Origin of the sequence: Streptomyces sp. NPDC001796 (genome assembly GCF_042892355.1) — a bacterium.
GTDB lineage: Bacteria > Actinomycetota > Actinomycetes > Streptomycetales > Streptomycetaceae > Streptomyces.
This window is the reverse complement of the sequence record NZ_JBIAUC010000006.1, coordinates 225,713-250,194: the sequence shown is the minus strand read 5'-3', so window position 1 is coordinate 250,194 and position 24,482 is coordinate 225,713. Positions and strand designations below refer to the sequence as shown.

Here is a 24,482-nt window from a genome sequence, read left to right as displayed (position 1 = left end):
CGGGGACGTCAGTCCCGCGCCTCCGCCAGCAGCTTCTGGATCCGGCTCACGCCCTCGACCAGGTCCTCGTCCCCGAGCGCGTACGACAGCCGCAGATAGCCCGGCGTGCCGAACGCCTCGCCCGGGACCACCGCGACCTCGACCTCCTCGAGGATCAGCGCGGCCAGCTCCACGGTGTCCTTCGGGCGCCTGCCGCGGATCTCCTTGCCGATCAGAGCCTTCACCGACGGGTACGCGTAGAACGCGCCCTCCGGCTCCGGGCACACCACGCCGTCGATCTCGTTCAGCATCCGCACGATGGTCCTGCGGCGCCGGTCGAAGGCCTCGCGCATCTTCGCGACCGCGTCCAGGTCGCCCGACACGGCGGCCAGGGCGGCCACCTGGGAGACGTTCGCCACGTTCGACGTGGCGTGCGACTGCAGGTTCGTCGCCGCCTTCACGACGTCCTGCGGGCCGATGATCCAGCCGACCCGCCAGCCGGTCATGGCGTACGTCTTCGCCACGCCGTTGACCACGATGCACTTGTCGCGCAGCTCCGGCAGGAGCGCGGGCAGCGACACGCGGGCCGCGTCGCCGTAGACCAGGTGCTCGTAGATCTCGTCCGTCAGCACCCACAGGCCGTGCTCGACGGCCCAGCGGCCGATCGCCTCGGTCTCGGCCTCGGTGTAGACCGCGCCGGTCGGGTTGGAGGGGGAGACGAACAGGACGACCTTCGTCTTCTCGGTGCGGGCCGCCTCCAGCTGCTCGACGGAGACGCGGTAGCCGGTCGTCTCGTCCGCGACGACCTCCACCGGGACACCGCCGGCCAGCCGGATCGACTCCGGGTACGTCGTCCAGTACGGCGCCGGGACGATCACCTCGTCCCCCGGGTCGAGGATCGCGGCGAACGCCTCGTAGATGGCCTGCTTGCCGCCGTTGGTGACGAGGATCTGCGAGGGGTCCACCTCGTAGCCGGAGTCGCGCAGCGTCTTGGCGGCGATCGCGGCCTTCAGCTCGGGCAGGCCGCCGGCCGGCGTGTAGCGGTGGTACTTCGGGTTCTTGCAGGCCTCGACGGCCGCTTCGACGATGTAGTCCGGCGTCGGGAAGTCGGGCTCACCGGCGCCGAAGCCGATCACCGGGCGCCCGGCGGCCTTGAGGGCCTTCGCCTTGGCGTCCACGGCGAGGGTGGCGGACTCGGAGATCGCCCCGATGCGGGCGGAGACCCGGCGCTCGGTGGGAGGGGTTGCAGCGCTCATGAGGCCCATGGTTTCAGACAGGAAACGCGCCCGGCACGCGGGTTTCACAGACTGAACAGGATCGGATCGACGGCTGAACAACTGTCCGGATCCGTGCCCCGGACCGGCCGATCTTTCACGGGCAAGACACCTACGGGCGCTTTCTGTTCGACGCCCGGCCGCGGAACACGTACACTCTCACCTCGTTGGCCTTCAGCGGTCGCGACCGGGCGGTGCACACCGAGCACCCGGCTGGATGCGGTACGTTGGGGTACACACGAAGGGTCGTAGCTCAATTGGTAGAGCACCGGTCTCCAAAACCGGCGGTTGGGGGTTCAAGTCCCTCCGGCCCTGCTACACACTCCTTCACCAGGAAGTGTGCGGACAGTACGTACGTATTGCACTCGCCGTGCGGCTCCACCGGGCGCGGCACGGCCACGACCCGGGAATCAGGTGAGGACGAGTGACGGACGCCGTGGGCTCCATCGACATGCCTGACGCCCAGGACGAGGTGCAGGAGTCGAAGAAGAAGGCCCGTAAGGGTGGCAAGCGAGCCAAGAAGGGCCCGCTGAAGCGCCTTGCCGTCTTCTACCGCCAGATCATCGCGGAACTCCGCAAGGTTGTCTGGCCGACCCGTAACCAGCTGACGTCGTACACCACCGTGGTGATCTTCTTCGTCGCGATCATGATCGCCCTGGTGACCCTGATTGACTATGGGCTCAACCACGCCGCCAAGTACGTCTTCGGCTGAGCCGAGAGCGAAGGACGCCGTCGTGCCCGGCGTCCCTTTCGCATGTTCCACCCCTATGTATCCAGGAAGAAGCAGCCACCGTGTCTGACCCGAACCTGAACGACGCCATGGAGCCTCGCGGGGAGGCCGTCGAGTCCGTGGATGACGAGCTCGACATCGTCGAGGGCGCGGACGAGGTCGACGAGGCCGAGGCTGCCGAAGCCGCCGCGGGCGAGCCGGCCGAGGAGACCGCCCTGCACGTGGCGGGCGAGGACGAGGCCGCCTCCGAGGACGCCGAGGCCGCGTCCGAGGACGCCGAGGGCGAGCCGGAGCCCGAGCTCGACCCGGTCGAGAAGCTGCGCGAGGAGCTGCGCTCGCTGCCCGGCGAGTGGTACGTGATCCACACCTACGCCGGCTACGAGAAGCGGGTGAAGGCGAACCTGGAGCAGCGTGCCGTCACGCTGAACGTCGAGGAGTACATCTACCAGGCCGAGGTCCCCGAGGAAGAGATCGTCCAGATCAAGAACGGCGAGCGGAAGACCGTCAAGCAGAACAAGCTGCCCGGTTATGTGCTCGTCCGCATGGATCTGACGAACGAGTCCTGGGGCGTCGTCCGCAACACGCCCGGTGTCACGGGCTTCGTCGGCAACGCCTACGACCCCTACCCGCTGTCCCTGGACGAGGTCGTCAAGATGCTCGCCCCGGAGGCCGAGGCCAAGGCCGCCCGCGAGGCCGCCGAGGCCGAGGGCAAGCCGGCCCCGCAGCGCAAGGTCGAGGTCCAGGTGCTGGACTTCGAGGTCGGCGACTCGGTCACCGTCACCGACGGCCCGTTCGCCACGCTCCAGGCGACCATCAACGAGATCAACCCCGACTCGAAGAAGGTCAAGGGCCTGGTGGAGATCTTCGGCCGCGAGACGCCGGTCGAGCTCTCCTTCGACCAGATCCAGAAGAACTAGTTCCGTCTGGTTCCTCTGGCACACCAGCCACCGGCCAGGTCAGACCGGCTCCCGCTGTGGGGCCGTCTGACCTGTCGGTTTTTGGCCGCGCACCGGTACCCGTTATCGTTGTGCGGTATGCCTCCATCCGGATGATCCGGGCGATCATGGACAAGGATGGCGGCGAAAAACTCTCACTAAGGACCCGGAGAGAGCTATGCCTCCCAAGAAGAAGAAGGTCACGGGGCTCATCAAGCTCCAGATCCAGGCCGGTGCCGCCAACCCGGCTCCGCCGGTCGGTCCGGCGCTGGGTCAGCACGGCGTCAACATCATGGAGTTCTGCAAGGCCTACAACGCCGCGACCGAGTCGCAGCGTGGCTGGGTCATCCCGGTGGAGATCACGGTCTACGAGGACCGTTCCTTCACCTTCGTGACCAAGACTCCGCCGGCCGCCAAGATGATCCTCAAGGCCGCGGGCATCGAGAAGGGCTCCGGCGAGCCGCACAAGACCAAGGTCGCCAAGATCACCGAGGCGCAGGTCCGCGAGATCGCCCAGACCAAGATGCCCGACCTCAACGCGAACGACCTGGACGCGGCCGCGAAGATCATCGCCGGCACCGCGCGCTCCATGGGCGTCACGGTCGAGGGCTGAACCCCACCTTCGTAGAACCATGCGGCCACGGCCGCACGTGGCAGGGCCTGCTCGGCCCGTACCACGACTCCTTCAGAACCCACAGGAGCAGTTGTGAGCAAGCGCAGCAAGGCTCTCCGCGCTGCGGACGCCAAGATCGACCGGGAGAAGCTGTACGCCCCGCTCGAGGCCGTCCGTCTCGCCAAGGAGACCTCCACGACCAAGTTCGACGGCACCGTCGAGGTCGCCCTGCGTCTGGGCGTCGACCCGCGCAAGGCCGACCAGATGGTCCGTGGCACCGTGAACCTCCCGCACGGCACCGGTAAGACCGCCCGGGTCCTGGTCTTCGCGACCGGTGACCGTGCCGAGGCCGCTCGTGCCGCGGGCGCCGACATCGTCGGCGCCGACGAGCTGATCGACGAGGTGTCGAAGGGCCGTCTGGACTTCGACGCCGTCGTCGCCACCCCGGACCTCATGGGCAAGGTCGGCCGCCTCGGCCGCGTGCTCGGTCCCCGTGGTCTGATGCCGAACCCCAAGACCGGCACCGTGACCCCGGACGTCGTGAAGGCCGTCAACGACATCAAGGGCGGCAAGATCGAGTTCCGCGTCGACAAGCACTCGAACCTGCACTTCATCATCGGCAAGACGTCCTTCGACGACACCAAGCTGGTGGAGAACTACGGCGCGGCGCTGGACGAGATCCTCCGTCTGAAGCCGTCGGCCGCCAAGGGTCGCTACATCAAGAAGGCCGCGGTCAGCACCACGATGGGCCCCGGCATCCCGGTCGACCCGAACCGCACCCGCAACCTCCTCGTCGAGGAGGACCCGGCCGCGGTCTGAGCCCCAGGCTCACCCAGTCGGTCACGGGCCCCGCACCTTCGAGGTGCGGGGCCCGTCGGCGTCTGAGAGATGGGGCACATGCCGTTTCGCCGGAGGTGCGTGCCGAACCCCCTGGGCCGGAGTTAGCGTGAAGATCACGGAGCGCACCAGGGGGGACGTATGAAGGACGGCATCTTCAGGCGCGGGATACTCCCGGTCGCGGTGGCCCTCGCCCTGTTCGCCCCGACGGCGTGCGGCCACATCGGTGACGGTGACTCCTCCCGGCGCTCCGCGGAGCCGTCCGGCGGCCGGGCCGCCCACATCGACCCGCGGTCACTGGCGGCCCTGCGAGCCGTCGAGAAGGCCACCGAGAAGGCCGGCTCCGCGCGGGTCGAGTCCACCACGTCCATGGGCGGCATGCTCGACCTGGAGACGGGCGGCCTGCTCGGGTGGGCCGGCGAGTCGGTGGGCACGCTCCGGATCACCTACACGGGCGGGCAGCTCGCCGAGACGATGCGCGCGCTGGGCAGTACGTCGATGGAGGCCCGGCTGCTGCCCGACGCCTACTACGCGAAGGTGGGCGACGCGTTCGCGCGGCGCCTGCAGGGGCGGCACTGGATCAGGTACGCCTACGACGACCTGGCGTCCCTGCCGGGCGGCTCGGGGGCCCAACTGACGGGCCAGCTGCGCAACACCGCGCCGCTTCAGCCGGTCAGGCTGCTGCTGGCCGCCGGGGACGTGCGCAGGGTCGGCGAGGAGACGGTGCGTGGCCGCCGCACGACGCACTACTCGGGCACGGTCACCCCGGCGTCCCTCACGGGCGGCCTCAGGGAGCAACTGGAGCAGGCCGGCGTCACCGAGGAGACGGTCGACATCTGGGTCGACGACCACGACCTGCTGGTCAAGAAGACCGAGCGGGGCGAGCTGTCCAGTGGCCGGATGTCCTCGACGGCGTACTACCGGGACTACGGCACCAAGATCTCCGCGACGAAGCCGCCGGAGGCGGACACGGCCGACTTCAAGGACCTGATGAAGACGCAGGGCTCATGAGGCGCGCCGGGGAGCCGAGCCGCGGGGGCCGATTTGCTCGACGGCGATCCGTTCCCGTACTCTCCTACAGAAGCCAAAGACCGCTGGTCGTTGCCGTGCGCTCGAACGAGGGCGCGGTGGCCGAAGGATCCGCTGAACTGCGGACGACCCGCGCAGGTGACAGTGGAAGAGCTCCCGGAGTACGCGCGTCGTGACGTGCGTGCGGCCGGTCGAGTCCGCCCCGTGCGCCTGCGCCGGGGCGTTTCGTTTTCCCCAGTCCTCCTTCGGGTCCGCGCGGTCCGAATCACCCGGAAGGAGGCCGAGGCTCTATGGCGAGGCCCGACAAGGCTGCCGCGGTTGCGGAGCTGACGGACAAGTTCCGCAGCTCCAACGCCGCCGTGCTGACCGAGTACCGCGGTCTCACCGTGGCGCAGCTCAAGACGCTGCGCCGGTCGCTCGGTGAGAACGCCCAGTACGCCGTGGTGAAGAACACGCTGACCAAGATTGCGGCCAACGAGGCCGGGATCACGCTGGACGACCAGCTCTTCGCTGGTCCGACGGCCGTCGCCTTCGTCACCGGTGACCCGGTGGAGTCGGCGAAGGGTCTCCGTGACTTCGCCAAGGACAACCCGAATCTCGTCATCAAGGGCGGTGTCCTTGACGGCAAGGCGCTGTCCGCCGACGAGATCAAGAAGCTTGCGGACCTCGAGTCCCGCGAGGTTCTGCTCAGCAAGCTGGCCGGTGCCTTCAAGGCGAAGCAGTCCCAGGCTGCCTCCGTCTTCCAGGCGCTGCCGTCGAAGCTCGTCCGCACCGTGGACGCGCTGCGCGCCAAGCAGGCCGAGCAGGGCGGTGCCGAGTAATTCGGCTCGCTTTCTGATCCTGGCCGTCTGACACGGCGAGGGTCGCAGCGGGCCGACGTACGCCCGCCTTATCCAGTACATCCGGCACCTGCCGATTTGAGTGGAAGGACCGCCATCATGGCGAAGCTCACCCAGGACGAGCTGCTTGCCCAGTTCGAGGAGATGACCCTCATCGAGCTCTCCGAGTTCGTGAAGGCCTTCGAGGAGAAGTTCGACGTCACCGCCGCCGCTGCCGCGCCGGTCGTCGTCGCCGGTGGTGCCGCTGGTGGCGCCGCCGCCGAGGCCGAGGAGGAGAAGGACGAGTTCGACGTCATCCTCACCGGTGCCGGCGACAAGAAGATCCAGGTCATCAAGGTCGTGCGCGAGCTGACCTCCCTGGGCCTGAAGGAGGCCAAGGACCTGGTCGACGGTGCGCCGAAGCCGGTTCTCGAGAAGGTCAACAAGGAGGCCGCGGACAAGGCCAAGGAGTCCCTCGAGGGCGCCGGCGCCTCGGTCGAGGTCAAGTAAGACCTCCCGCGGGTCCACCAGGGCTCCGGGTCCGCACAGGACCCGAGGGGGCCGTACGGAGCGACGCTCCGTACGGCCCCCTTTCGCATGTGCCGGGACCGGTTGCTGCCGGTGAAGCCCGCCGACGGCGACGGCTGCCGCTGCCCGGCCGGGTCGGGGGTCCGGGAGGGGTCCGGCCCCGGAGCCGGGCGCCAGGGGCCTCTGCGAGGCGGCGCCGGGGCCCGGGGCCGGAGTCGCCCGGACGCCCGCCCGGATGCGGCGCGCCCCTCGCCCGGCCCCTGCGGACACCCTTCGCCCGGCCCCTGCGGACACCCGTCACCCGGACGCCGTAACCCCCCACCCCCGATCTCCCGCACGCCTCACCCTCAAGGCTGTAACGCGGACGCGCCGAGGTGCGATCATCCATCCGGGTGGTCGCTCTTCGGCGTTCCGGGGGGTCCGGTGGCGGCTGCCTTGCGTGCGTCGCCGTGGGGGGTATGGTGATCTTCGGTCGTGCCTCCCGAGGGCCCCGGTGACAGGTCGAACGTGACGATGGCAGCACCCGGTTTGGGCAAGGGGGGCCTTGACGAACCGCACGCAGCGCGCAATTCTCAGGACGCGTCGTCACTACGATCCGGATCCGAGGCATGGATCGACGACGAAGAGGGCAGTATCGATGTGCATCGAAGGCGTGGCGTGCCGCAGGTGTTGAGGGACAACGAGGGCCTCCAGTGGAAGCCTGTAAACCCGCACTGGACATCAGTGTGCCTTGTGGCTACACTGACCCTTTGCGCTGCCTGTTAGCTGCCTCCTGCCCGTCACCAGGAGCACGCCCCACGCTTGAGCACCGAGGACAAGAGTCTCTGACCTGAGGCTTTCCATCTCTGTGCCCGGCGTGGACCGGGACGCGCGTAGTGAGTCCGAGCCCTCGGAAGGACCCCCTCTTGGCCGCCTCGCGCAACGCCTCGACCGCGAATACGAACAACGGCGCCAGCACCGCCCCGCTGCGCATCTCCTTTGCAAAGATCAAGGAGCCCCTCGAGGTTCCGAACCTTCTCGCGCTGCAAACCGAGAGCTTCGACTGGCTGCTCGGCAACGACGCGTGGAAGGCTCGCGTCGAGGAGGCTCTGGAGAACGGTCAGGACGTCCCCACCAAGTCCGGCCTCGAGGAGATCTTCGAGGAGATCTCCCCGATCGAGGACTTCTCCGGGTCGATGTCGCTGACGTTCCGGGACCACCGCTTCGAGCCGCCGAAGAACTCGATCGACGAGTGCAAGGAGCGCGACTTCACGTACGCCGCCCCGCTCTTCGTCACGGCCGAGTTCACCAACAACGAGACCGGTGAGATCAAGTCCCAGACCGTCTTCATGGGCGACTTCCCGCTCATGACGAACAAGGGCACTTTCGTCATCAACGGCACCGAGCGTGTCGTGGTGTCTCAGCTGGTCCGTTCCCCCGGTGTCTACTTCGACTCCACCATCGACAAGACGTCCGACAAGGACATCTTCTCCGCCAAGATCATCCCGTCCCGGGGTGCCTGGCTGGAGATGGAGATCGACAAGCGCGACATGGTCGGTGTCCGCATCGACCGCAAGCGCAAGCAGTCCGTCACCGTCCTCCTGAAGGCGCTCGGCTGGACCACCGAGCAGATCCTCGAGGAGTTCGGCGAGTACGAGTCCATGCGCGCCACCCTGGAGAAGGACCACACCCAGGGCCAGGACGACGCGCTGCTCGACATCTACCGCAAGCTGCGCCCGGGCGAGCCCCCGACGCGTGAGGCCGCGCAGACGCTGCTCGAGAACCTCTACTTCAACCCCAAGCGCTACGACCTCGCGAAGGTCGGCCGCTACAAGGTCAACAAGAAGCTGGGTACGGACACCCCGCTGGACGCGGGCATCCTGACCGTCGAGGACATCATCGCGACGATCAAGTACCTGGTGAAGCTGCACGCCGGCGAGACCGAGACCACCGGTGACAACGGCGAGACGGTCGTCGTCGAGACCGACGACATCGACCACTTCGGCAACCGTCGTCTGCGCAGCGTCGGCGAGCTCATCCAGAACCAGGTCCGCACGGGTCTGGCGCGTATGGAGCGTGTCGTCCGCGAGCGCATGACGACCCAGGACGTCGAGGCGATCACGCCGCAGACCCTGATCAACATCCGGCCGGTCGTCGCCTCCATCAAGGAGTTCTTCGGCACCAGCCAGCTGTCGCAGTTCATGGACCAGAACAACCCGCTGTCGGGTCTCACCCACAAGCGCCGTCTGTCGGCTCTTGGCCCGGGTGGTCTCTCCCGTGAGCGGGCCGGCTTCGAGGTCCGTGACGTGCACCCCTCGCACTACGGCCGCATGTGCCCGATCGAGACGCCCGAAGGCCCGAACATCGGTCTGATCGGCTCGCTCGCCTCCTACGGCCGCGTCAACGCGTTCGGTTTCGTCGAGACCCCGTACCGCAAGGTCATCGACGGCCAGGTCACCGACGAGGTCGACTACCTGACCGCCGACGAGGAGGACCGCTTCGTCATCGCGCAGGCCAACGCGCCGCTGACCAGCGACCTCCGCTTCGAGGAGAGCCGCGTGCTCGTCCGCCGCCGTGGCGGCGAGGTCGACTACGTCAGCCCCGAGGACGTCGACTACATGGACGTCTCGCCGCGCCAGATGGTGTCGGTCGCGACCGCCATGATCCCCTTCCTCGAGCACGACGACGCCAACCGTGCCCTCATGGGCGCGAACATGATGCGTCAGGCCGTGCCGCTGATTAAGTCCGAGTCCCCGCTCGTCGGCACCGGCATGGAGTACCGCTCCGCCGTCGACGCCGGCGACGTCGTCAAGGCCGAGAAGGCCGGTGTGGTCCAGGAGGTCTCCGCGGACTACATCACCACCGCCAACGACGACGGCACGTACATCACGTACCGCCTGGCCAAGTTCGCCCGTTCCAACCAGGGCACCTCGGTCAACCAGAAGGTCATCGTCAACGAGGGCGACCGCGTCATCGAGGGCCAGGTCCTCGCCGACGGCCCGGCCACCCAGAACGGCGAGATGGCGCTCGGCAAGAACCTGCTGGTCGCCTTCATGCCCTGGGAAGGCCACAACTACGAGGACGCGATCATCCTCAGCCAGCGCCTGGTCCAGGACGACGTCCTTTCCTCGATCCACATCGAGGAGCACGAGGTCGACGCCCGTGACACCAAGCTCGGCCCCGAGGAGATCACCCGGGACATCCCGAACGTCTCCGAGGAGGTCCTCGCCGACCTCGACGAGCGCGGCATCATCCGCATCGGTGCCGAGGTCATCGCCGGCGACATCCTCGTCGGCAAGGTGACCCCGAAGGGTGAGACCGAGCTGACGCCGGAGGAGCGCCTGCTGCGCGCGATCTTCGGTGAGAAGGCCCGTGAGGTCCGTGACACCTCGCTGAAGGTGCCGCACGGCGAGACCGGCAAGGTCATCGGCGTGCGCGTCTTCGACCGCGAGGAGGGCGACGAGCTGCCGCCGGGCGTGAACCAGCTGGTCCGCGTCTACGTGGCGCAGAAGCGCAAGATCACCGACGGTGACAAGCTCGCCGGCCGTCACGGCAACAAGGGCGTCATCTCCAAGATCCTGCCGATCGAGGACATGCCGTTCCTGGAGGACGGCACCCCGGTCGACATCATCCTCAACCCGCTGGGTGTGCCGTCCCGAATGAACCCGGGACAGGTCCTGGAGATCCACCTCGGCTGGCTCGCCAGCCAGGGCTGGGACGTCTCCGGCCTGGCGGACGAGTGGGCGCAGCGCCTGCAGGCGATCGGCGCCGACCAGGTCGAACCGCGCACCAACGTGGCCACCCCGGTGTTCGACGGTGCCCGCGAGGACGAGCTGGCCGGTCTGCTGCAGCACACGCTGCCGAACCGCGACGGCGACCGCATGGTCCTCCCGTCCGGCAAGGCCAGGCTGTTCGACGGCCGCTCCGGTGAGCCGTTCCCGGACCCGATCTCGGTCGGGTACATGTACATCCTGAAGCTGCACCACCTGGTCGACGACAAGCTGCACGCCCGCTCGACCGGTCCGTACTCGATGATCACCCAGCAGCCGCTGGGTGGTAAGGCCCAGTTCGGTGGCCAGCGCTTCGGCGAGATGGAGGTGTGGGCCCTCGAGGCCTACGGCGCCGCGTACGCCCTCCAGGAGCTGCTGACCATCAAGTCCGACGACGTCACCGGCCGCGTGAAGGTCTACGAGGCCATCGTCAAGGGCGAGAACATCCCTGAGCCCGGCATTCCCGAGTCCTTCAAGGTGCTCATCAAGGAAATGCAGTCCCTGTGCCTCAACGTGGAGGTGCTGTCCTCAGACGGCATGTCCATCGAGATGCGCGACACCGACGAGGACGTCTTCCGCGCTGCGGAGGAGCTCGGCATCGACCTGTCCCGGCGCGAGCCGAGCAGCGTCGAAGAGGTCTGACGGGAGTCCGGCGGGCCTCCTGACCAGGAGGCCCGCCGACCCCCAGGCCCCCGTTTCAGACCAAAGACTTAACGACCCTGAGAGGGATTGACGCATAGTGCTCGACGTCAACTTCTTCGACGAGCTCCGGATCGGCCTGGCCACCGCTGACGACATCCGTCAGTGGAGCCACGGCGAGGTCAAGAAGCCCGAGACCATCAACTACCGCACCCTCAAGCCCGAGAAGGACGGCCTCTTCTGCGAGAAGATCTTCGGCCCCACCCGGGACTGGGAGTGCTACTGCGGCAAGTACAAGCGCGTCCGCTTCAAGGGCATCATCTGTGAGCGCTGTGGCGTCGAGGTCACGCGCGCGAAGGTGCGTCGTGAGCGGATGGGCCACATCGAGCTGGCCGCGCCCGTCACGCACATCTGGTACTTCAAGGGCGTCCCGTCGCGCCTGGGCTACCTGCTCGACCTGGCTCCGAAGGACCTGGAGAAGGTCATCTACTTCGCGGCGTACATGATCACGTACGTCGACGAGGAGCGCCGTCAGCGCGACCTGCCCTCGCTGGAGGCCCACGTCTCCGTCGAGCGCCAGCAGATCGAGCAGCGCCGCGACGCCGACCTGGAGGCGCGCGCCAAGAAGCTCGAGGCCGACCTCGCCGAGCTGGAGGCCGAGGGCGCCAAGGCCGACGTGCGCCGCAAGGTGCGTGAGGGTGCCGAGCGCGAGATGAAGCAGCTGCGCGACCGTGCGCAGCGCGAGATCGACCGCCTCGACGAGGTGTGGACCCGGTTCAAGAACCTCAAGGTCCAGGACCTCGAGGGCGACGAGCTGCTCTACCGCGAGCTGCGTGACCGCTTCGGCACGTACTTCGACGGCTCGATGGGTGCCGCGGCGCTGCAGAAGCGCCTGGAGTCCTTCGACCTCGAGGAGGAGGCCGAGAAGCTCCGCGAGATCATCCGTACCGGCAAGGGCCAGAAGAAGACCCGCGCCCTCAAGCGCCTGAAGGTCGTCTCCGCGTTCCTGCAGACGTCCAACAGCCCCAAGGGCATGGTTCTCGACTGCGTGCCGGTCATCCCGCCGGACCTGCGTCCGATGGTGCAGCTGGACGGTGGCCGCTTCGCGACCTCCGACCTGAACGACCTGTACCGCCGTGTCATCAACCGCAACAACCGTCTGAAGAGGCTCCTGGACCTCGGTGCCCCGGAGATCATCGTCAACAACGAGAAGCGCATGCTTCAGGAGGCTGTTGACGCCCTCTTCGACAACGGTCGTCGCGGCCGCCCGGTGACCGGTCCGGGCAACCGCCCGCTGAAGTCCCTCAGCGACATGCTGAAGGGCAAGCAGGGCCGCTTCCGTCAGAACCTGCTCGGTAAGCGTGTCGACTACTCGGCGCGTTCCGTGATCGTCGTCGGTCCGCAGCTGAAGCTGCACCAGTGCGGTCTGCCGAAGGCGATGGCGCTGGAGCTGTTCAAGCCGTTCGTGATGAAGCGCCTGGTCGACCTGAACCACGCGCAGAACATCAAGTCGGCCAAGCGCATGGTCGAGCGCGGCCGCACGGTCGTGTACGACGTGCTGGAAGAGGTCATCGCGGAGCACCCGGTTCTGCTGAACCGTGCGCCCACCCTGCACCGCCTCGGCATCCAGGCCTTCGAGCCGCAGCTGGTCGAGGGCAAGGCCATCCAGATCCACCCGCTCGTCTGCACCGCGTTCAACGCGGACTTCGACGGTGACCAGATGGCCGTGCACCTGCCGCTGTCCGCGGAGGCGCAGGCCGAGGCCCGCATCCTGATGCTGTCCTCGAACAACATCCTCAAGCCGGCCGACGGCCGTCCGGTGACGATGCCGACCCAGGACATGGTCCTCGGTCTGTTCTTCCTCACCACCGACGGCGAGATGCGCGACGTCAAGGGCGAGGGCCGCTCGTTCGCGTCCGTGGCCGAGGCGATCATGGCGTTCGACGCCGGTGAGCTCTCGCTGCAGTCGCGCGTGGACATCCGCTTCCCGGTGGGCACCATCCCGCCGCGCGGCTGGACCCCGCCGGTCCGCGAGGAGGGCGAGCCGGAGTGGCAGCAGGGTGACAGCTTCACGCTGAAGACCACGCTGGGCCGTGCCCTCTTCAACGAGCTGCTGCCCGAGGACTACCCGTTCGTCGACTACGAGGTCGGCAAGAAGCAGCTCTCCGAGATCGTCAACGACCTCGCCGAGCGCTACCCGAAGGTCGTCGTGGCGGCCACGCTCGACAACCTGAAGACGGCCGGCTTCTACTGGGCCACCCGTTCCGGCGTCACCGTCGCCATCTCCGACGTCGTCGTTCCCGAGGCGAAGAAGGAGATCGTCAAGGGCTACGAGGCGCAGGACGAGAAGGTCCAGAAGCAGTACGAGCGCGGTCTGATCACCAAGGACGAGCGCACCCAGGAACTGATCGCGATCTGGACCAAGGCGACCAACGAGGTCGCCGAGGCCATGAACGAGAACTTCCCGAAGACCAACCCGATCTTCATGATGGTGAACTCGGGTGCACGAGGCAACATGATGCAGATGCGTCAGATTGCCGGTATGCGTGGTCTGGTGTCGAACGCGAAGAACGAGACCATCCCGCGGCCCATCAAGGCGTCCTTCCGTGAGGGTCTGTCCGTGCTGGAGTACTTCATCTCCACGCACGGTGCCCGTAAGGGTCTCGCGGACACCGCTCTGCGTACCGCCGACTCGGGTTACCTGACCCGTCGTCTGGTGGACGTGTCGCAGGACGTCATCATCCGCGAGGAGGACTGCGGCACCGAGCGCGGCCTCAAGCTCCACATCGCGGAGCGCGGCGCCGACGGCGTCCTGCGCAAGGCGGACAACGTGGAGACGTCCGTGTACGCGCGCTGCCTCGCCGAGGACATCGTCGTCGACGGTCAGGTCCTGGCCCCGGCCGGCACCGACCTGGGCGACGTGCTCATCGAGGAGCTCGTCTCGCGCGGCGTCGAGGAGGTCAAGACCCGTTCGGTCCTGACCTGCGAGTCCGCGGTCGGCACCTGCGCGATGTGCTACGGCCGTTCGCTGGCCACCGGCAAGCTGGTCGACATCGGTGAGGCGGTCGGCATCATCGCCGCCCAGTCCATCGGTGAGCCCGGCACCCAGCTGACGATGCGTACCTTCCACACCGGTGGTGTGGCCGGTGACGACATCACCCAGGGTCTGCCGCGTGTCGTCGAGCTCTTCGAGGCCCGTACCCCGAAGGGTGTCGCCCCGATCTCCGAGGCGAGCGGCCGCGTTCGCATCGAGGAGACGGAGAAGACGAAGAAGATCGTCATCACGCCGGACGACGGCAGCGACGAGACGGCGTACCCGATCTCGAAGCGCGCCCGACTCCTGGTGAGCGAGGGCGAGCACGTCGAGGTGGGCCAGAAGCTCACCGTGGGTGCCACCAACCCGCACGACGTGCTGCGCATCCTGGGCCAGCGTGCCGTCCAGGTCCACCTGGTCGGCGAGGTCCAGAAGGTGTACAACTCGCAGGGTGTGTCGATCCACGACAAGCACATCGAGATCATCATCCGGCAGATGCTCCGCCGCGTGACGATCATCGAGTCCGGCGACGCCGAGCTGCTGCCCGGCGAGCTGGTCGAGCGCTCGAAGTTCGAGCAGGAGAACCGTCGCGTGGTCCAGGAGGGCGGTCACCCGGCCTCCGGTCGTCCGCAGCTCATGGGTATCACCAAGGCCTCGCTGGCGACCGAGTCCTGGCTGTCGGCGGCGTCCTTCCAGGAGACGACCAGGGTCCTCACGGACGCGGCGATCAACGCCAAGTCCGACTCCCTGATCGGCCTCAAGGAGAACGTCATCATCGGTAAGCTCATCCCGGCCGGTACGGGCCTCGCCCGCTACCGCAACATCCGGGTCGAGCCGACCGAGGAGGCCAAGGCCGCGATGTACTCGGCCGTGGGCTACGACGACATCGACTACTCGCCGTTCGGCACGGGCTCCGGCCAGGCCGTGCCGCTGGAGGACTACGACTACGGTCCGTACAACCAGTAAGCGAGCAGCCTGAACCGAAGGGCGGTCACCCCGAGTGGGGTGGCCGCCCTTCGGCGTGTCCGGCTCAGTGGCGCTGTGGCTGGAGGTACGGCTGCAGGTGGTGCAGGCGGGTGTGGTAGTCCGGGTGCGAGGAGAGCAGCTTGCTGAGCGCGCTCTCCTCGACGGGGGCGCCGCCGCTCCGAGCGCTCTGTTCGGCGGTCTGCCGCTGTTCCTGCTGGTGCAGCTTGTCGAGGACGGCGGCCAGCATCGGGGCGAAGCCGAGGGCGGCCGCGTGCTCGTCGGCGCGCAGCTCGGCGCGGCGGCCGACGGCGGCGAGGGCGTAGGGCACGCCCAGGATCAGCAGCGGCAGGCCGTAGAGGGTGCTGATCGTGGCCAGGGCGACGCAGCCGATGGTCACCGCCACGACGGCGACGCCGAGGCAACCGAAAGCGCGTGACACCTTGAACACCACACCGGAGAACGCCTTCAGGAAGCGCCAGGCGACGCGGCCGGGCAGCGCGTACCAGTAGCCGAGCAGCGAGGACCAGGCGTGGCCGCCGACGTGATGGCCCAGCTCGTGCGCCATGACGGCGGCCAGCTCGCCGTTGGGGAGCTGGTTCATGGCGAAACGGGTGACGCCGACGATGTGGCCGGCCGCGGCGACCGCGTTCAGGCTGTCGCTGTCCTCCACCCACAGTTCGTACGTACGGCCGTCGATGCCGGCGCGGGCGGTGACCTCCCGCCAGACCGGTTCGAGTTTGGCTCGTTCTTGTGGAGTGGGGTAGCGCAGACGGAGCAGATGGCGCGCGAGGGCGCTTTCGGTGGGGCGATGGAAGACGAGTGCGCCGCTGGCCAGCCAGGCGAGCACCACCACGATGCCGAATCCGCCGAAGAAGAGGGAGACCAGGCCGACGACGAAGAGGCTGCACAGGAAGTTCGGCAGGTGCAGGAGGAGGTTCCCGACCGCGGTGACATCGGTACGGCGCTGGTCCCGTGAGATGTGCACCCGGCCGTGGTCGGTACTGATGTGGTGGGGGTGCGCCGGGTCGTCGGGGGAGAGCGCGGCCGTCGGCGGTGAGGCCGGGGGCGGGGGGACCGCCGTCGGCGCAGTGTGGGGGTACTGGGGCGTGGGTGTCGGTGGGGCGGCGGCGGTCTGCGGGTATGCGGGCGGCTGTAGCGGGCTCTGGGGGTACGCGGGTGGCTGCTGTGGGCTGGGGTACGCGGGTGGCTGCTGTGGGCCGGGGTACGCCGGTGGCTGCTGCGGACTCTCGGGGTGCGCGGGCGGGGCGGCGCCGGTCTCCGGGTGGGGCGGGGGCTGCTGGGGGATCTGCTGGTGCCGGGGGTACGTCGGGGGCGGGGCCTGCGGGTACGGGGGCGGCGCCGGCTGCTGCGGGACGGTTCCTGCGGCCTGGGTGGGAGGCCCCGGGTACTCCGGTGGGGACGGTTGGGGTGCGGTCATGGCGGTTCTCGTTCTTTCCTTGATGTGCGACGGCGGGTCAGCCGATCAGCAGGGAGGCGGGGAGCAGGACCGTGCCGGCGCAGAAGGCGACGAGGCCGGCCCGGATCCACTGGTGTTTGCGGGCGGCGATCCGGCTGGTCTCGGTGAGCGCCCGGGTCAGGCCGTCCGTGGGCCGGCGCTCGGTGTCGGCGAGAGCGCGCTCCAAGTGGCCCTGGCGGAACGCCTGTTGGATGTCGCCGAAGTACGACAGGGGTTGCCCCGGCGCCCAGGCGCCGGAGCGGTAGCGGGGGAGTACGGCGAGCAGCAGGGCGAACAGGGAGAACGCGAGGGAGACGGCCCCGGCCCACCACATCAGCGTCCCGGGCCCGGACAGCGCGGCCGGCGTCCACTTCCGCCCGGCGAGCAGCCCGCTGAAGACCCCCGCGGTCATGCCGAGCGCGGCGACGAGAACGGAGGCCTTGCTGTCGGCCCGCGCGATCTCGGCCCGCAGCTCGGAGAGCAGCCGCTCACAGAGCCGGGCCCGGTCGGCGGGATCAGGATCGGCGCCGGGTTCGCCGACGGCCGGGGCCGCCGAGGGGTCGAGGGCGGTCATGTGGCGCTCTTCTCTCCGCCCCCGTCGGTGTCATCGACGGGGGCTCTGACCACGGCCTCGGGCCGCCCGGGCTCGGGCCGCCCGGGCTCCGTCGGGATGCTGCCGTAGCCGGGCGGTGGCTGCCAGGCCGGGGGCGGCGGGACATACGGACCGGCGGGCGGCTGCCACCCGGGCAGCCCGGGCACCGGCGGCTGCCCGGGCACCGGCGACTGGCCGGCGGGCGGCGCGGCCAGGGAGGCCGCGACTCCGTACGGTCCGGCGGTTCCGGGCGGTGAAGGCGGCATGCCCGGGAGCGGCGGCACGGCCGGAATCGACGGCGTGTGCACGGCACCCGCGCCCGGCGCCGCCCCGGCGGCCGTACCGTCGCCCTGCACGGCCTCGCCCTGCACCACGCCCGCCTGCCCGGCCGTCTGCTGCACGGGCCCCGGGTACACGGGCCCCGCCCCCTCGGCGAGTGGGGGCGGGCTCTGCGGGACCCCCGGGAGGCGTTGGTTGAGGATGTCGTTGACCGTGCGCAGGGCCAGTTGTTTGGGGCCCTCCAGTTCGTAGCTCTCCGCCGCGTCGCTGCCGAGCAGCTGCTTCACCAGGTCCATCTGCGCCTGGATCATGCGGAGTTGGTCGTCGCGCATGGTGGACATCACGAGGTGCGAGTCCTCCGGGTGCTGGGCCAGGTGCAGCGCCCACGCGTGCACACCGCCCTGCTGGAGGTGCCACTGATAGAAGTCGACCTTCTCCGCCTCGATCCGCTGCAACTCCAGGTCCTGCTGCCCCTGTTGCAGCGCGAGCTGGTGCTGCTGTCCGCTCGCGAGCATCGCCTGGTCGTGCTGCCACCGCTGCTGCTGGAGCAGGAGCGCCTGCTGCTGCTCCCCGTACGCCATGGCCCGTTCGATCTGGAGGGCGTCCTGCTGTCGCTGGCGGCGGTCCACCTCCACGTCGACCTCCATGCCGCGCTGGGCCGCGTGCATCTGCTCGGCGGCGGAGTGGTCGATGGCCTGCAGCCGGTGCTGGTGGCGGATGTTGGCCTTGTCCCGCTTGAGTCGCATCGTCCAGGTGACCTGCAGCCCCGCGGGCGCCCCCAGCGGCCCCAGACCGTTCATCGCCTGCAGCAGCTCCCGCTCGGCCTGCGCGCTGTCCGCGATGCCGAAGCGCCGGGTCACCGGCCGCGCCGCCTGCTGGAGCTCGCTGAGCAGCAGCCCCGGCACGTCCCGGTGCCCGCTCGCCACGAACCGCGCCGGATCCAGCACCTGCCACGACAGGTCGACCTCGGCCGTGAACTCGAACGCGTCGTTGTCGCTGGGCAGCGCCAGCTCGGAGGTGTGGGGGTGCACCCCCATGTCCACCTCGTAGACGGCGGTGTACCGGTTCGCCAGCACCTCCGCGCGGGTCGGGCGCCGGGGCGGGAGATACGGCTCGTAGGTGCCCTTGGGGGTGGAGAAGACGAGCGCGTGGTCGATGCGGACGAACGATCTGAGGTTGAAGTCGAAGCGTGACAGCTGGCGCACGGTGAGCACCGGGTCGATCAGCTGGGTGTGCCGGTCCGCCGACTGCTGCCAGTCGGGCTGACGGAACGTGGGCATGGTGTGTTTCCCCTCGGGACGGAACTCAGCGGGCGGGAAGCGTGGTCAGCAGCCGGGCCGCGACCGGCGGTGGCGGGTTGCCGTCCTCGCCGGGCATGGTCCGCAGCAGGTGGCTCAGCCGCTGGTGCTCGGCGGCCGTGGTGACGAGCGTGGGCAGCAGCGCGGCCAGCGCCCACTCGACGGCCGTGGACCGGTCGGCGATCAGCACCCAGTCGCGCAGGACGACGAGCGCCTGCCGGGTGGTGTGCGGGTCGGCCAGGGCGTGCCGCCACAAGGAGGGCAGGCCCCGCGCGGCGGGCCCGCCCTCGCCGGCCGCGCGGGCGTACCAGCCGAGGACCAGCGGGGTGCCGTACCGCTCGTCGTCCTCGGTGCGTCGGCAGGCCCCCACGAAGCCGCCGAGCGTGAGGTCCCGCACCGCCTGGTCGTCATCGAGGTGGCGGCGCAGTTCGGTCAGGACGCGATCGCTCGCCGCGGACAGCAGCAGCAGCTCCACGGACTGGGCGAGCTCCTGCGCGAGTGCGCCGTCCGTGTCGTGCGGCGTGTCCTCGTACAGCCGCCGTACGGCGCCGCGCAGCGCCGCCAGGGCCTGTTCCGGGCGTTCCGGCCCGACCAGCCCGTACGCCCGTACCGCCACCCAGCGCAGCCGCGGGTCGTCGCCCGCGCACCAGGCGTCCAGGATGCGCGGGATGTTGGGGGTGCCGACCAGGTGGGCGAGCGTGAGCGCGTTGACGGCCACGAGCCGGTGCCGGAACAGCTTCGAGGTGCCCCAGGGTTCGATGACGAGGGCCATCGCGGAGGGCAGGTCGGTGCGGGCGAGGACGGCGACGGTGGACGCGGCGCGGGTACGGACCAGTGGGCGGCCGTCGTCGGCGAGCCGGCGCAGCCAGCGGATCAGGGCGGGCCGGGAGGACGGATGTCCGGTCCACACCTCGCGCAGCAGCACGAGCGGGGCCCGCTCGTCGCGGAACCTTGCCTTCTGCTGGGTGACAGGCCCCCACTCGGTGTGCTCGTCGTCCAAGTACAACTCGGCGCGGGCCAGTTGGAGGCGCTTGCCGGCATGCGTGCCGAAGACGGGGACCTCGGGGACACGGGCCGGGTTCTCGGTCTCCTGGAGGAAGCGGTAGAGCAGGTCGCTGAGTTCGGCGGTCAGCGCGTACGGGCCGTCGTCGAACGCGGCCAGGGCGACGAGGAACGCCTTGTCCCGCAGGTGCAGGGAGGACTCGTCCTCCTCGAACCACTCCTGCACCTGGTTCTCCAGCGACACGAGGGAGAAGCCGTCGATCGCGTCCTCGGTGACCTCTCCCGCCGCGTACCGGGCGAGCAGGCGGGCGAAGGCGGCGACCTCGCGCGGCTGGTGGCCGCGGTCCAGGAAGTCGGTCACGGCGGGGAGCCCGAGGAGCTTGGCGGTGGTCTCCTCGTCGGTGAGGGCGCGCAGACGGGCGGCGAGCACGTCGGCCGGGGCCGGCGGGCGCCACTGCTCGACGGTCACGTCCTCGAGCGCTGCGGTGGGGCCGACGGTGACCACGAGGTAGGCGTCCCGCTCGGCGAGGCGGTCGCGGGCGGCCAGCAGATGGGGCTCGCGCAGGGGCTGGTCGCCGCGGGTGGTGAGGTCGCACAGCACGTGGCCGCGGGCCGGGTGCCGCTCGCCGAACTGATCGGCCAGCGCGCTCGGGCTGGTGTCGCGCACCAGGGTGCGCACGGGGAGCGCGCCGAGGCGGTGCAGCAGCATGAGGGCGGCCGTGCGGCGGCCGGAGAAGCGGGCGCCGGACAGGACCAGGACGCGGTCGCGGCGCAGCCGGTCGAGGAGGCGGTCCATGATCTGCTCCTCGGCGACGAAGCACCCGGCCAGCTCCTCCAGGGCGGCGCGCGGGACCTCGCCGGAGGCGGCCGCGGGCGCGGTGGGGCCGGGGACGGCGAGCTGGTAGACCTCGGTCTTGCTGCCGAGGAAGACGTCGCCGGAGAAGTGGCCGCCGCTGATGCCGCCGTGCTGGTCGCCGACGACGCCGCCGCTGAAGCGGGCCTGGGCGCCGACGTTCATGGTGCGCGGGCTGTGGTCGACCAGGTCGCGCCGTGCCGACCAGGCGGTCTGCGGCTGGTCGCGGTCCTCCGCCTCACCGCCCTCGGGGGCCTGTCCGGTGTCGTCCGCGGCTGCGGACTCGGCCGGGGGGTGATCTGCCGAAGGCCCGTTCGCGGGGGCCGGACGCGCGGGCGCCTCGGCCTCGGGGCTGCTCATGGGCGCTCACCCCGTTCGCGGTCGCCGCCGCCCTCGCCGAGGAAGACGTCGCCGGAGAAGTGGCCGCCGCTGATGCCGCCGTACTGGGCGCCGCCGATCAGGCCGCCGCTGAAGGTGCCGCCGTGGATGTTGATGACGGGGCCCGGCGCCGGGGCTCCCCCTGATCCGGCCGGCGCCGGGCGGCCCTGCGGGGGCACCCGCGGCGCCGGGCGGTCCCCCGAACCGCCCGGCGCCTCCCCCGCCCCCGTGTCACCGTGGTCCTCCTGGTGCGGCGTGGCCGCACCGCCGGGCAGCGGGCCGTGCAGCCATGCCTTGAGGGGCCCGTTCTTGCTGTCCACCGTCACCGGGTGGAAGGCGTCGGCCGGGACGCCGGCGTGGTCGTGGCGTACGACGCCCAGGTACAGCCCGTCGGACACGCACAGCGCGAAGTCGTCCGGCCGCTCGCGCAGGGCGTCGCGCAACAGGCCGGCGTCCAGCAGTCGGCAGGCGTGGTTGAGGTCGGAGCCGACCCAGCCGCCGTCTTTGTCGACCGCGACGTATCCCGTGGCCAGGACCCCGCGCAGACGGATCTGCGCGGAGCTGGAGGCCATGCGGTTGACCGTGCGCAGGTGCGCGGGCACGTCGTTGAGGAGGGCCCGCAGCAGGGCGGTGACCGGGGCGTTCGCGTCGATGAGCTCCATGACGGCGTCACCGCGGTCGGCCCGCAGCCGCCGGGTCTCGTCGATGCCGGCGCCGTCGAGGGTGCGGTCGGTGATGTCGTGGAGCATCCGGCGCAGATACGCCTGCTCCACGTCGTCCCGGTCGCTGAACCTCTCGATGTCCAACAGAAGGATGGTGCGGCTGACGGGGTCGGTCATGGTCGCCTCTCGAGGGGGATCGCCGTGCAGGGCAGCAGCGTGGCGGCCCGCGCAGCACCGCGGTGAGGGCGGATGACGCAGTAGAAGTGTGACCGTATGCACAGAAGGGCTTGCCGGGGTGGCGGGGGCGCGGCGGGCTCCGGGTGCCGGGCATGTTTCTCGCCCCCGCCGCCCCTACCCGTCCCGTCCCTGGGGGCTGCCGTCCCCAGACCCCCGCTGTCGGCCTGAACGGCCTCGTCCTCAAACGCCGGACAGGCTGGTTGATGCCGACCGGGCTGGAAATCGGCGCCTCCGGCGCTGAAGAACCAGCCCTCCGGCGTTTGAGGAGCGGGGGTCCGAGGGCCGGCCCCCGAAACGGGCGTCTGGAGGGGAGCCCCAACGGGGTTGCGGGGGTGGAGCCCCAACGGGGCGCGGGGTGGAGCCCCGAGGGTGGAGGGACGGAGCCCGTGAAGGGTGTAGGGGACGAGTCCCCGCCGGGGTTCCAGGGGCGGAGCCCCTGGTGGGTCGAAGGGGCGGAGCCCCTGGGGGAGGGACGGGTAGGGGCGGCGGGGGCGAAACCCCTCCCTCACTGCTCCCGCGGCCCCGGCGGCGAGGGGACCCCCGTCGCCGGGCCCGCCGCCGCGATCCTGCGCAGGACGTCCGGCCGGAGGATCAGCAGCGTCCGCCGCCCCGTGGCCACCGCCTCCTTGTCGCGCAGTTCGCGCAGCAGCCGCTGCACCATCTCCCGCGACGCCCCCACCGAGCCCGCCAACTCCTGCTTGCTCAGGGGGACGGACAGTTCGATGCCCTCGGCGGTGCGCCGGCCGTGCATCCGGGCCAGGTCCAGCAGCAGCACGGCGAACCGCTCCCGCACGCTCATCGACGCGAACTCCAGCCGGCGCCGGTCCGCCGCGCGCGTGCGGTCCGCGGTCAGGCCGAGCAGCGCGAACGAGACGGCCGGCCGGTCGCCCAGGAAGCCCCTGAACTTCTCGTGCTCCACCGCCACCGCCCGCACCGCCTCCAGTGCGGTCACCGTCGCCGACCGGGGCCGCCCCGTCAGCGCCGCCGACTCGCCGACCACGTCGCCGGGCCCGCGCAGCGCGAGCAGCGCCTCGTAGCCGTTGGCCGCCGAGGCGGTGACCTTGGTCCAGCCGTTCACCAGGAAGAGGACGTGGGACGACGGCTCGTGCTGATGGATCAGAACCATTCGCGGGGTGAACGTCAGCTCGCGCCCGAGCGACAGCAGCGCAGACCGGTCCTCGGCCTCCAGCCGCGCCAGGAACGGCACCCTGTCGTCCAGCCCGCCGTCGTCCGGCGAGTACGCCGCCGTCCAGGTCGTTGTCAATGCCCACCCCCCATCACTCCGCCCGTTCACCATGCGCCGCGGCGGACGGATCAACGTACTGAAAGCGCAAGACCGCGGGGCGTGAAAGAGCGCGATTCGGCCATCGGTGTCCGGAGCGTTGCGCACGGCCTCCGACCTGGCCGGGGACATCGTTGAAGGGTCGTCCTCGCACCACCGGACAAGCCGGGAGGAATCGCAGGCGGCGAGGTGAGAAATCCGGCGTGTCGTGAGGCACTCCATTTGTTTTGACCGAAGTCCGTGCGATAGGTACGCTCAGACCTTGTGCCTGGGGTGTGCCCTGGCTCTCGTGCGTGCCTTCACACCGCACCGGGAGCCGTGACCGGCCACCGTAATCTGCGCCCTTTTCGCCTCGCGGCGGGAATCTGCGGGATTCGACACACCCGACCGCGTGGGTCGGCGACGTTCCAGGTTAGCTGTACCCATCGGCACACAGAAACCGGAGAAGTAGTGCCTACGATCCAGCAGCTGGTCCGCAAGGGCCGGCAGGACAAGGTCGAGAAGAACAAGACGCCCGCACTCGAGGGTTCCCCTCAGCGTCGTGGCGTCTGCACGCGTGTGTTCACGACCACCCCGAAGAAGCCGAACTCGGCCCTCCGCAAGGTCGCGCGTGTGCGTCTGACCAGCGGTATCGAGGTCACGGCCTACATTCCGGGTGAGGGACACAACCTGCAGGAGCACTCCATCGTGCTCGTGCGCGGCGGCCGTGTGAAGGACCTGCCGGGTGTTCGCTACAAGATCATCCGCGGCTCCCTCGACACCCAGGGTGTCAAGAACCGCAAGCAGGCCCGCAGCCGTTACGGCGCCAAGAAGGAGAAGTAAGAATGCCTCGTAAGGGCCCCGCCCCGAAGCGTCCGGTCATCATCGACCCGGTCTACGGCTCTCCTCTGGTGACCTCCCTGATCAACAAGGTGCTGCTGAACGGCAAGCGCTCCACCGCCGAGCGCATCGTCTACGGCGCCATGGAGGGCCTGCGCGACAAGACCGGCAACGACCCGGTCATCACGCTCAAGCGCGCTCTCGAGAACATCAAGCCGACCCTCGAGGTCAAGTCCCGCCGTGTCGGTGGCGCCACCTACCAGGTCCCGGTCGAGGTCAAGCCCGGCCGCGCCAACACCCTGGCGCTGCGCTGGCTGGTCGGTTACTCCCGCGCCCGTCGCGAGAAGACCATGACCGAGCGTCTGCTGAACGAGCTCCTCGACGCGTCCAACGGCCTCGGCGCCGCTGTGAAGAAGCGCGAGGACACGCACAAGATGGCCGAGTCCAACAAGGCCTTCGCGCACTACCGCTGGTAGTCGCTACCCCATCGAGA

18 protein-coding genes and 1 tRNA gene are annotated in these 24,482 nt (G+C 69.7%); 12 read left to right on the top strand and 7 right to left on the bottom strand.

The features are described 5' to 3' along the window. Positions 1-8 precede the first annotated feature (8 nt). Positions 9-1,235 carry a pyridoxal phosphate-dependent aminotransferase gene (locus tag ACFYZE_RS15275; RefSeq protein WP_388992949.1) on the bottom strand — a complete coding sequence of 409 codons (1,227 nt, stop codon included), beginning with the start codon at positions 1,233-1,235 and terminating at the stop codon, positions 9-11. Between the two features lie 260 nt (positions 1,236-1,495). On the opposite strand from ACFYZE_RS15275, the gene ACFYZE_RS15270 reads away from it, so the two are divergent. From ACFYZE_RS15270 to ACFYZE_RS15225, 10 genes are all read left to right on the top strand, one after another. Then, positions 1,496-1,568, top strand: a tRNA-Trp gene (locus ACFYZE_RS15270). A gap of 109 nt (positions 1,569-1,677) precedes the next feature. Continuing rightward, positions 1,678-1,965 carry a preprotein translocase subunit SecE gene (gene secE, locus ACFYZE_RS15265; RefSeq protein WP_388992947.1) on the top strand — a complete coding sequence of 96 codons (288 nt, stop codon included), beginning with the start codon at positions 1,678-1,680 and terminating at the stop codon, positions 1,963-1,965. Between the two features lie 80 nt (positions 1,966-2,045). Further along, positions 2,046-2,900, top strand: coding sequence for a transcription termination/antitermination protein NusG (gene nusG / locus ACFYZE_RS15260; RefSeq protein WP_388992944.1), 855 nt, complete (start codon positions 2,046-2,048; stop codon positions 2,898-2,900). Positions 2,901-3,096: 196 nt separating this feature from the next. Next, positions 3,097-3,531 (top strand): 50S ribosomal protein L11, encoded by a 435-nt coding sequence (gene rplK / locus ACFYZE_RS15255; RefSeq protein ID WP_023547415.1) that lies wholly within the window; start codon positions 3,097-3,099, stop codon positions 3,529-3,531. Positions 3,532-3,624: 93 nt separating this feature from the next. Next, positions 3,625-4,350 (top strand): 50S ribosomal protein L1, encoded by a 726-nt coding sequence (gene rplA / locus ACFYZE_RS15250; protein WP_200418807.1) that lies wholly within the window; start codon positions 3,625-3,627, stop codon positions 4,348-4,350. 159 nt (positions 4,351-4,509) lie between these two features. Continuing rightward, positions 4,510-5,379: a hypothetical protein gene (locus ACFYZE_RS15245; RefSeq protein WP_388992939.1), complete on the top strand. Its 870-nt coding sequence runs from the start codon at positions 4,510-4,512 to the stop codon at positions 5,377-5,379. 308 nt (positions 5,380-5,687) lie between these two features. After that, positions 5,688-6,218, top strand: a complete 531-nt coding sequence (rplJ, locus tag ACFYZE_RS15240; RefSeq protein ID WP_030641169.1) for a 50S ribosomal protein L10 — start codon at positions 5,688-5,690, stop codon at positions 6,216-6,218. A gap of 117 nt (positions 6,219-6,335) precedes the next feature. Then, a complete protein-coding gene (rplL, locus tag ACFYZE_RS15235; RefSeq protein ID WP_103841195.1) occupies positions 6,336-6,725 on the top strand; it encodes a 50S ribosomal protein L7/L12 in 390 nt (129 codons plus the stop codon). A gap of 923 nt (positions 6,726-7,648) precedes the next feature. Beyond that, a complete protein-coding gene (rpoB, locus tag ACFYZE_RS15230; protein ID WP_388992936.1) occupies positions 7,649-11,134 on the top strand; it encodes a DNA-directed RNA polymerase subunit beta in 3,486 nt (1,161 codons plus the stop codon). Positions 11,135-11,231: 97 nt separating this feature from the next. Further along, positions 11,232-15,131: a DNA-directed RNA polymerase subunit beta' gene (locus tag ACFYZE_RS15225; protein WP_388992934.1), complete on the top strand. Its 3,900-nt coding sequence runs from the start codon at positions 11,232-11,234 to the stop codon at positions 15,129-15,131. A gap of 64 nt (positions 15,132-15,195) precedes the next feature. Here the strand turns inward: ACFYZE_RS15225 and ACFYZE_RS15220 are convergent, their stop codons facing one another. The 6 genes from ACFYZE_RS15220 to ACFYZE_RS15195 form a co-directional block, all read right to left on the bottom strand. Further along, positions 15,196-16,569, bottom strand: coding sequence for a M48 family metalloprotease (locus ACFYZE_RS15220; RefSeq protein ID WP_388992931.1), 1,374 nt, complete (start codon positions 16,567-16,569; stop codon positions 15,196-15,198). A gap of 37 nt (positions 16,570-16,606) precedes the next feature. Continuing rightward, on the bottom strand, positions 16,607-17,161 hold the full coding sequence (locus ACFYZE_RS15215) for a Pycsar system effector family protein (protein ID WP_388992928.1): 555 nt from the start codon (positions 17,159-17,161) through the stop codon (positions 16,607-16,609). Next, positions 17,158-18,738 (bottom strand): hypothetical protein, encoded by a 1,581-nt coding sequence (locus tag ACFYZE_RS15210; RefSeq protein ID WP_388992925.1) that lies wholly within the window; start codon positions 18,736-18,738, stop codon positions 17,158-17,160. Before ACFYZE_RS15210 ends, ACFYZE_RS15215 begins: the two co-directional genes overlap by 4 nt. A gap of 25 nt (positions 18,739-18,763) precedes the next feature. After that, a complete protein-coding gene (locus ACFYZE_RS15205) occupies positions 18,764-20,971 on the bottom strand; it encodes a hypothetical protein (protein WP_388992922.1) in 2,208 nt (735 codons plus the stop codon). Continuing rightward, a complete protein-coding gene (locus ACFYZE_RS15200) occupies positions 20,968-21,828 on the bottom strand; it encodes a hypothetical protein (protein WP_388992919.1) in 861 nt (286 codons plus the stop codon). The genes ACFYZE_RS15205 and ACFYZE_RS15200 overlap by 4 nt, the downstream gene beginning before the upstream one ends. A gap of 565 nt (positions 21,829-22,393) precedes the next feature. After that, complete coding sequence (locus ACFYZE_RS15195; protein ID WP_388992917.1) at positions 22,394-23,152, bottom strand: Crp/Fnr family transcriptional regulator; 759 nt, start codon at positions 23,150-23,152, stop codon at positions 22,394-22,396. Positions 23,153-23,620: 468 nt separating this feature from the next. Between ACFYZE_RS15195 and rpsL the strand changes: the two genes are divergently transcribed. Continuing rightward, the gene (rpsL, locus tag ACFYZE_RS15190) at positions 23,621-23,992 is read left to right on the top strand and encodes a 30S ribosomal protein S12 (protein ID WP_003948652.1); all 372 of its coding nucleotides are present in this window, start codon (positions 23,621-23,623) and stop codon (positions 23,990-23,992) included. A 2-nt stretch (positions 23,993-23,994) separates the two neighbouring features. Beyond that, positions 23,995-24,465 carry a 30S ribosomal protein S7 gene (gene rpsG / locus ACFYZE_RS15185; RefSeq protein WP_009330725.1) on the top strand — a complete coding sequence of 157 codons (471 nt, stop codon included), beginning with the start codon at positions 23,995-23,997 and terminating at the stop codon, positions 24,463-24,465. Positions 24,466-24,482: the final 17 nt, after the last annotated feature.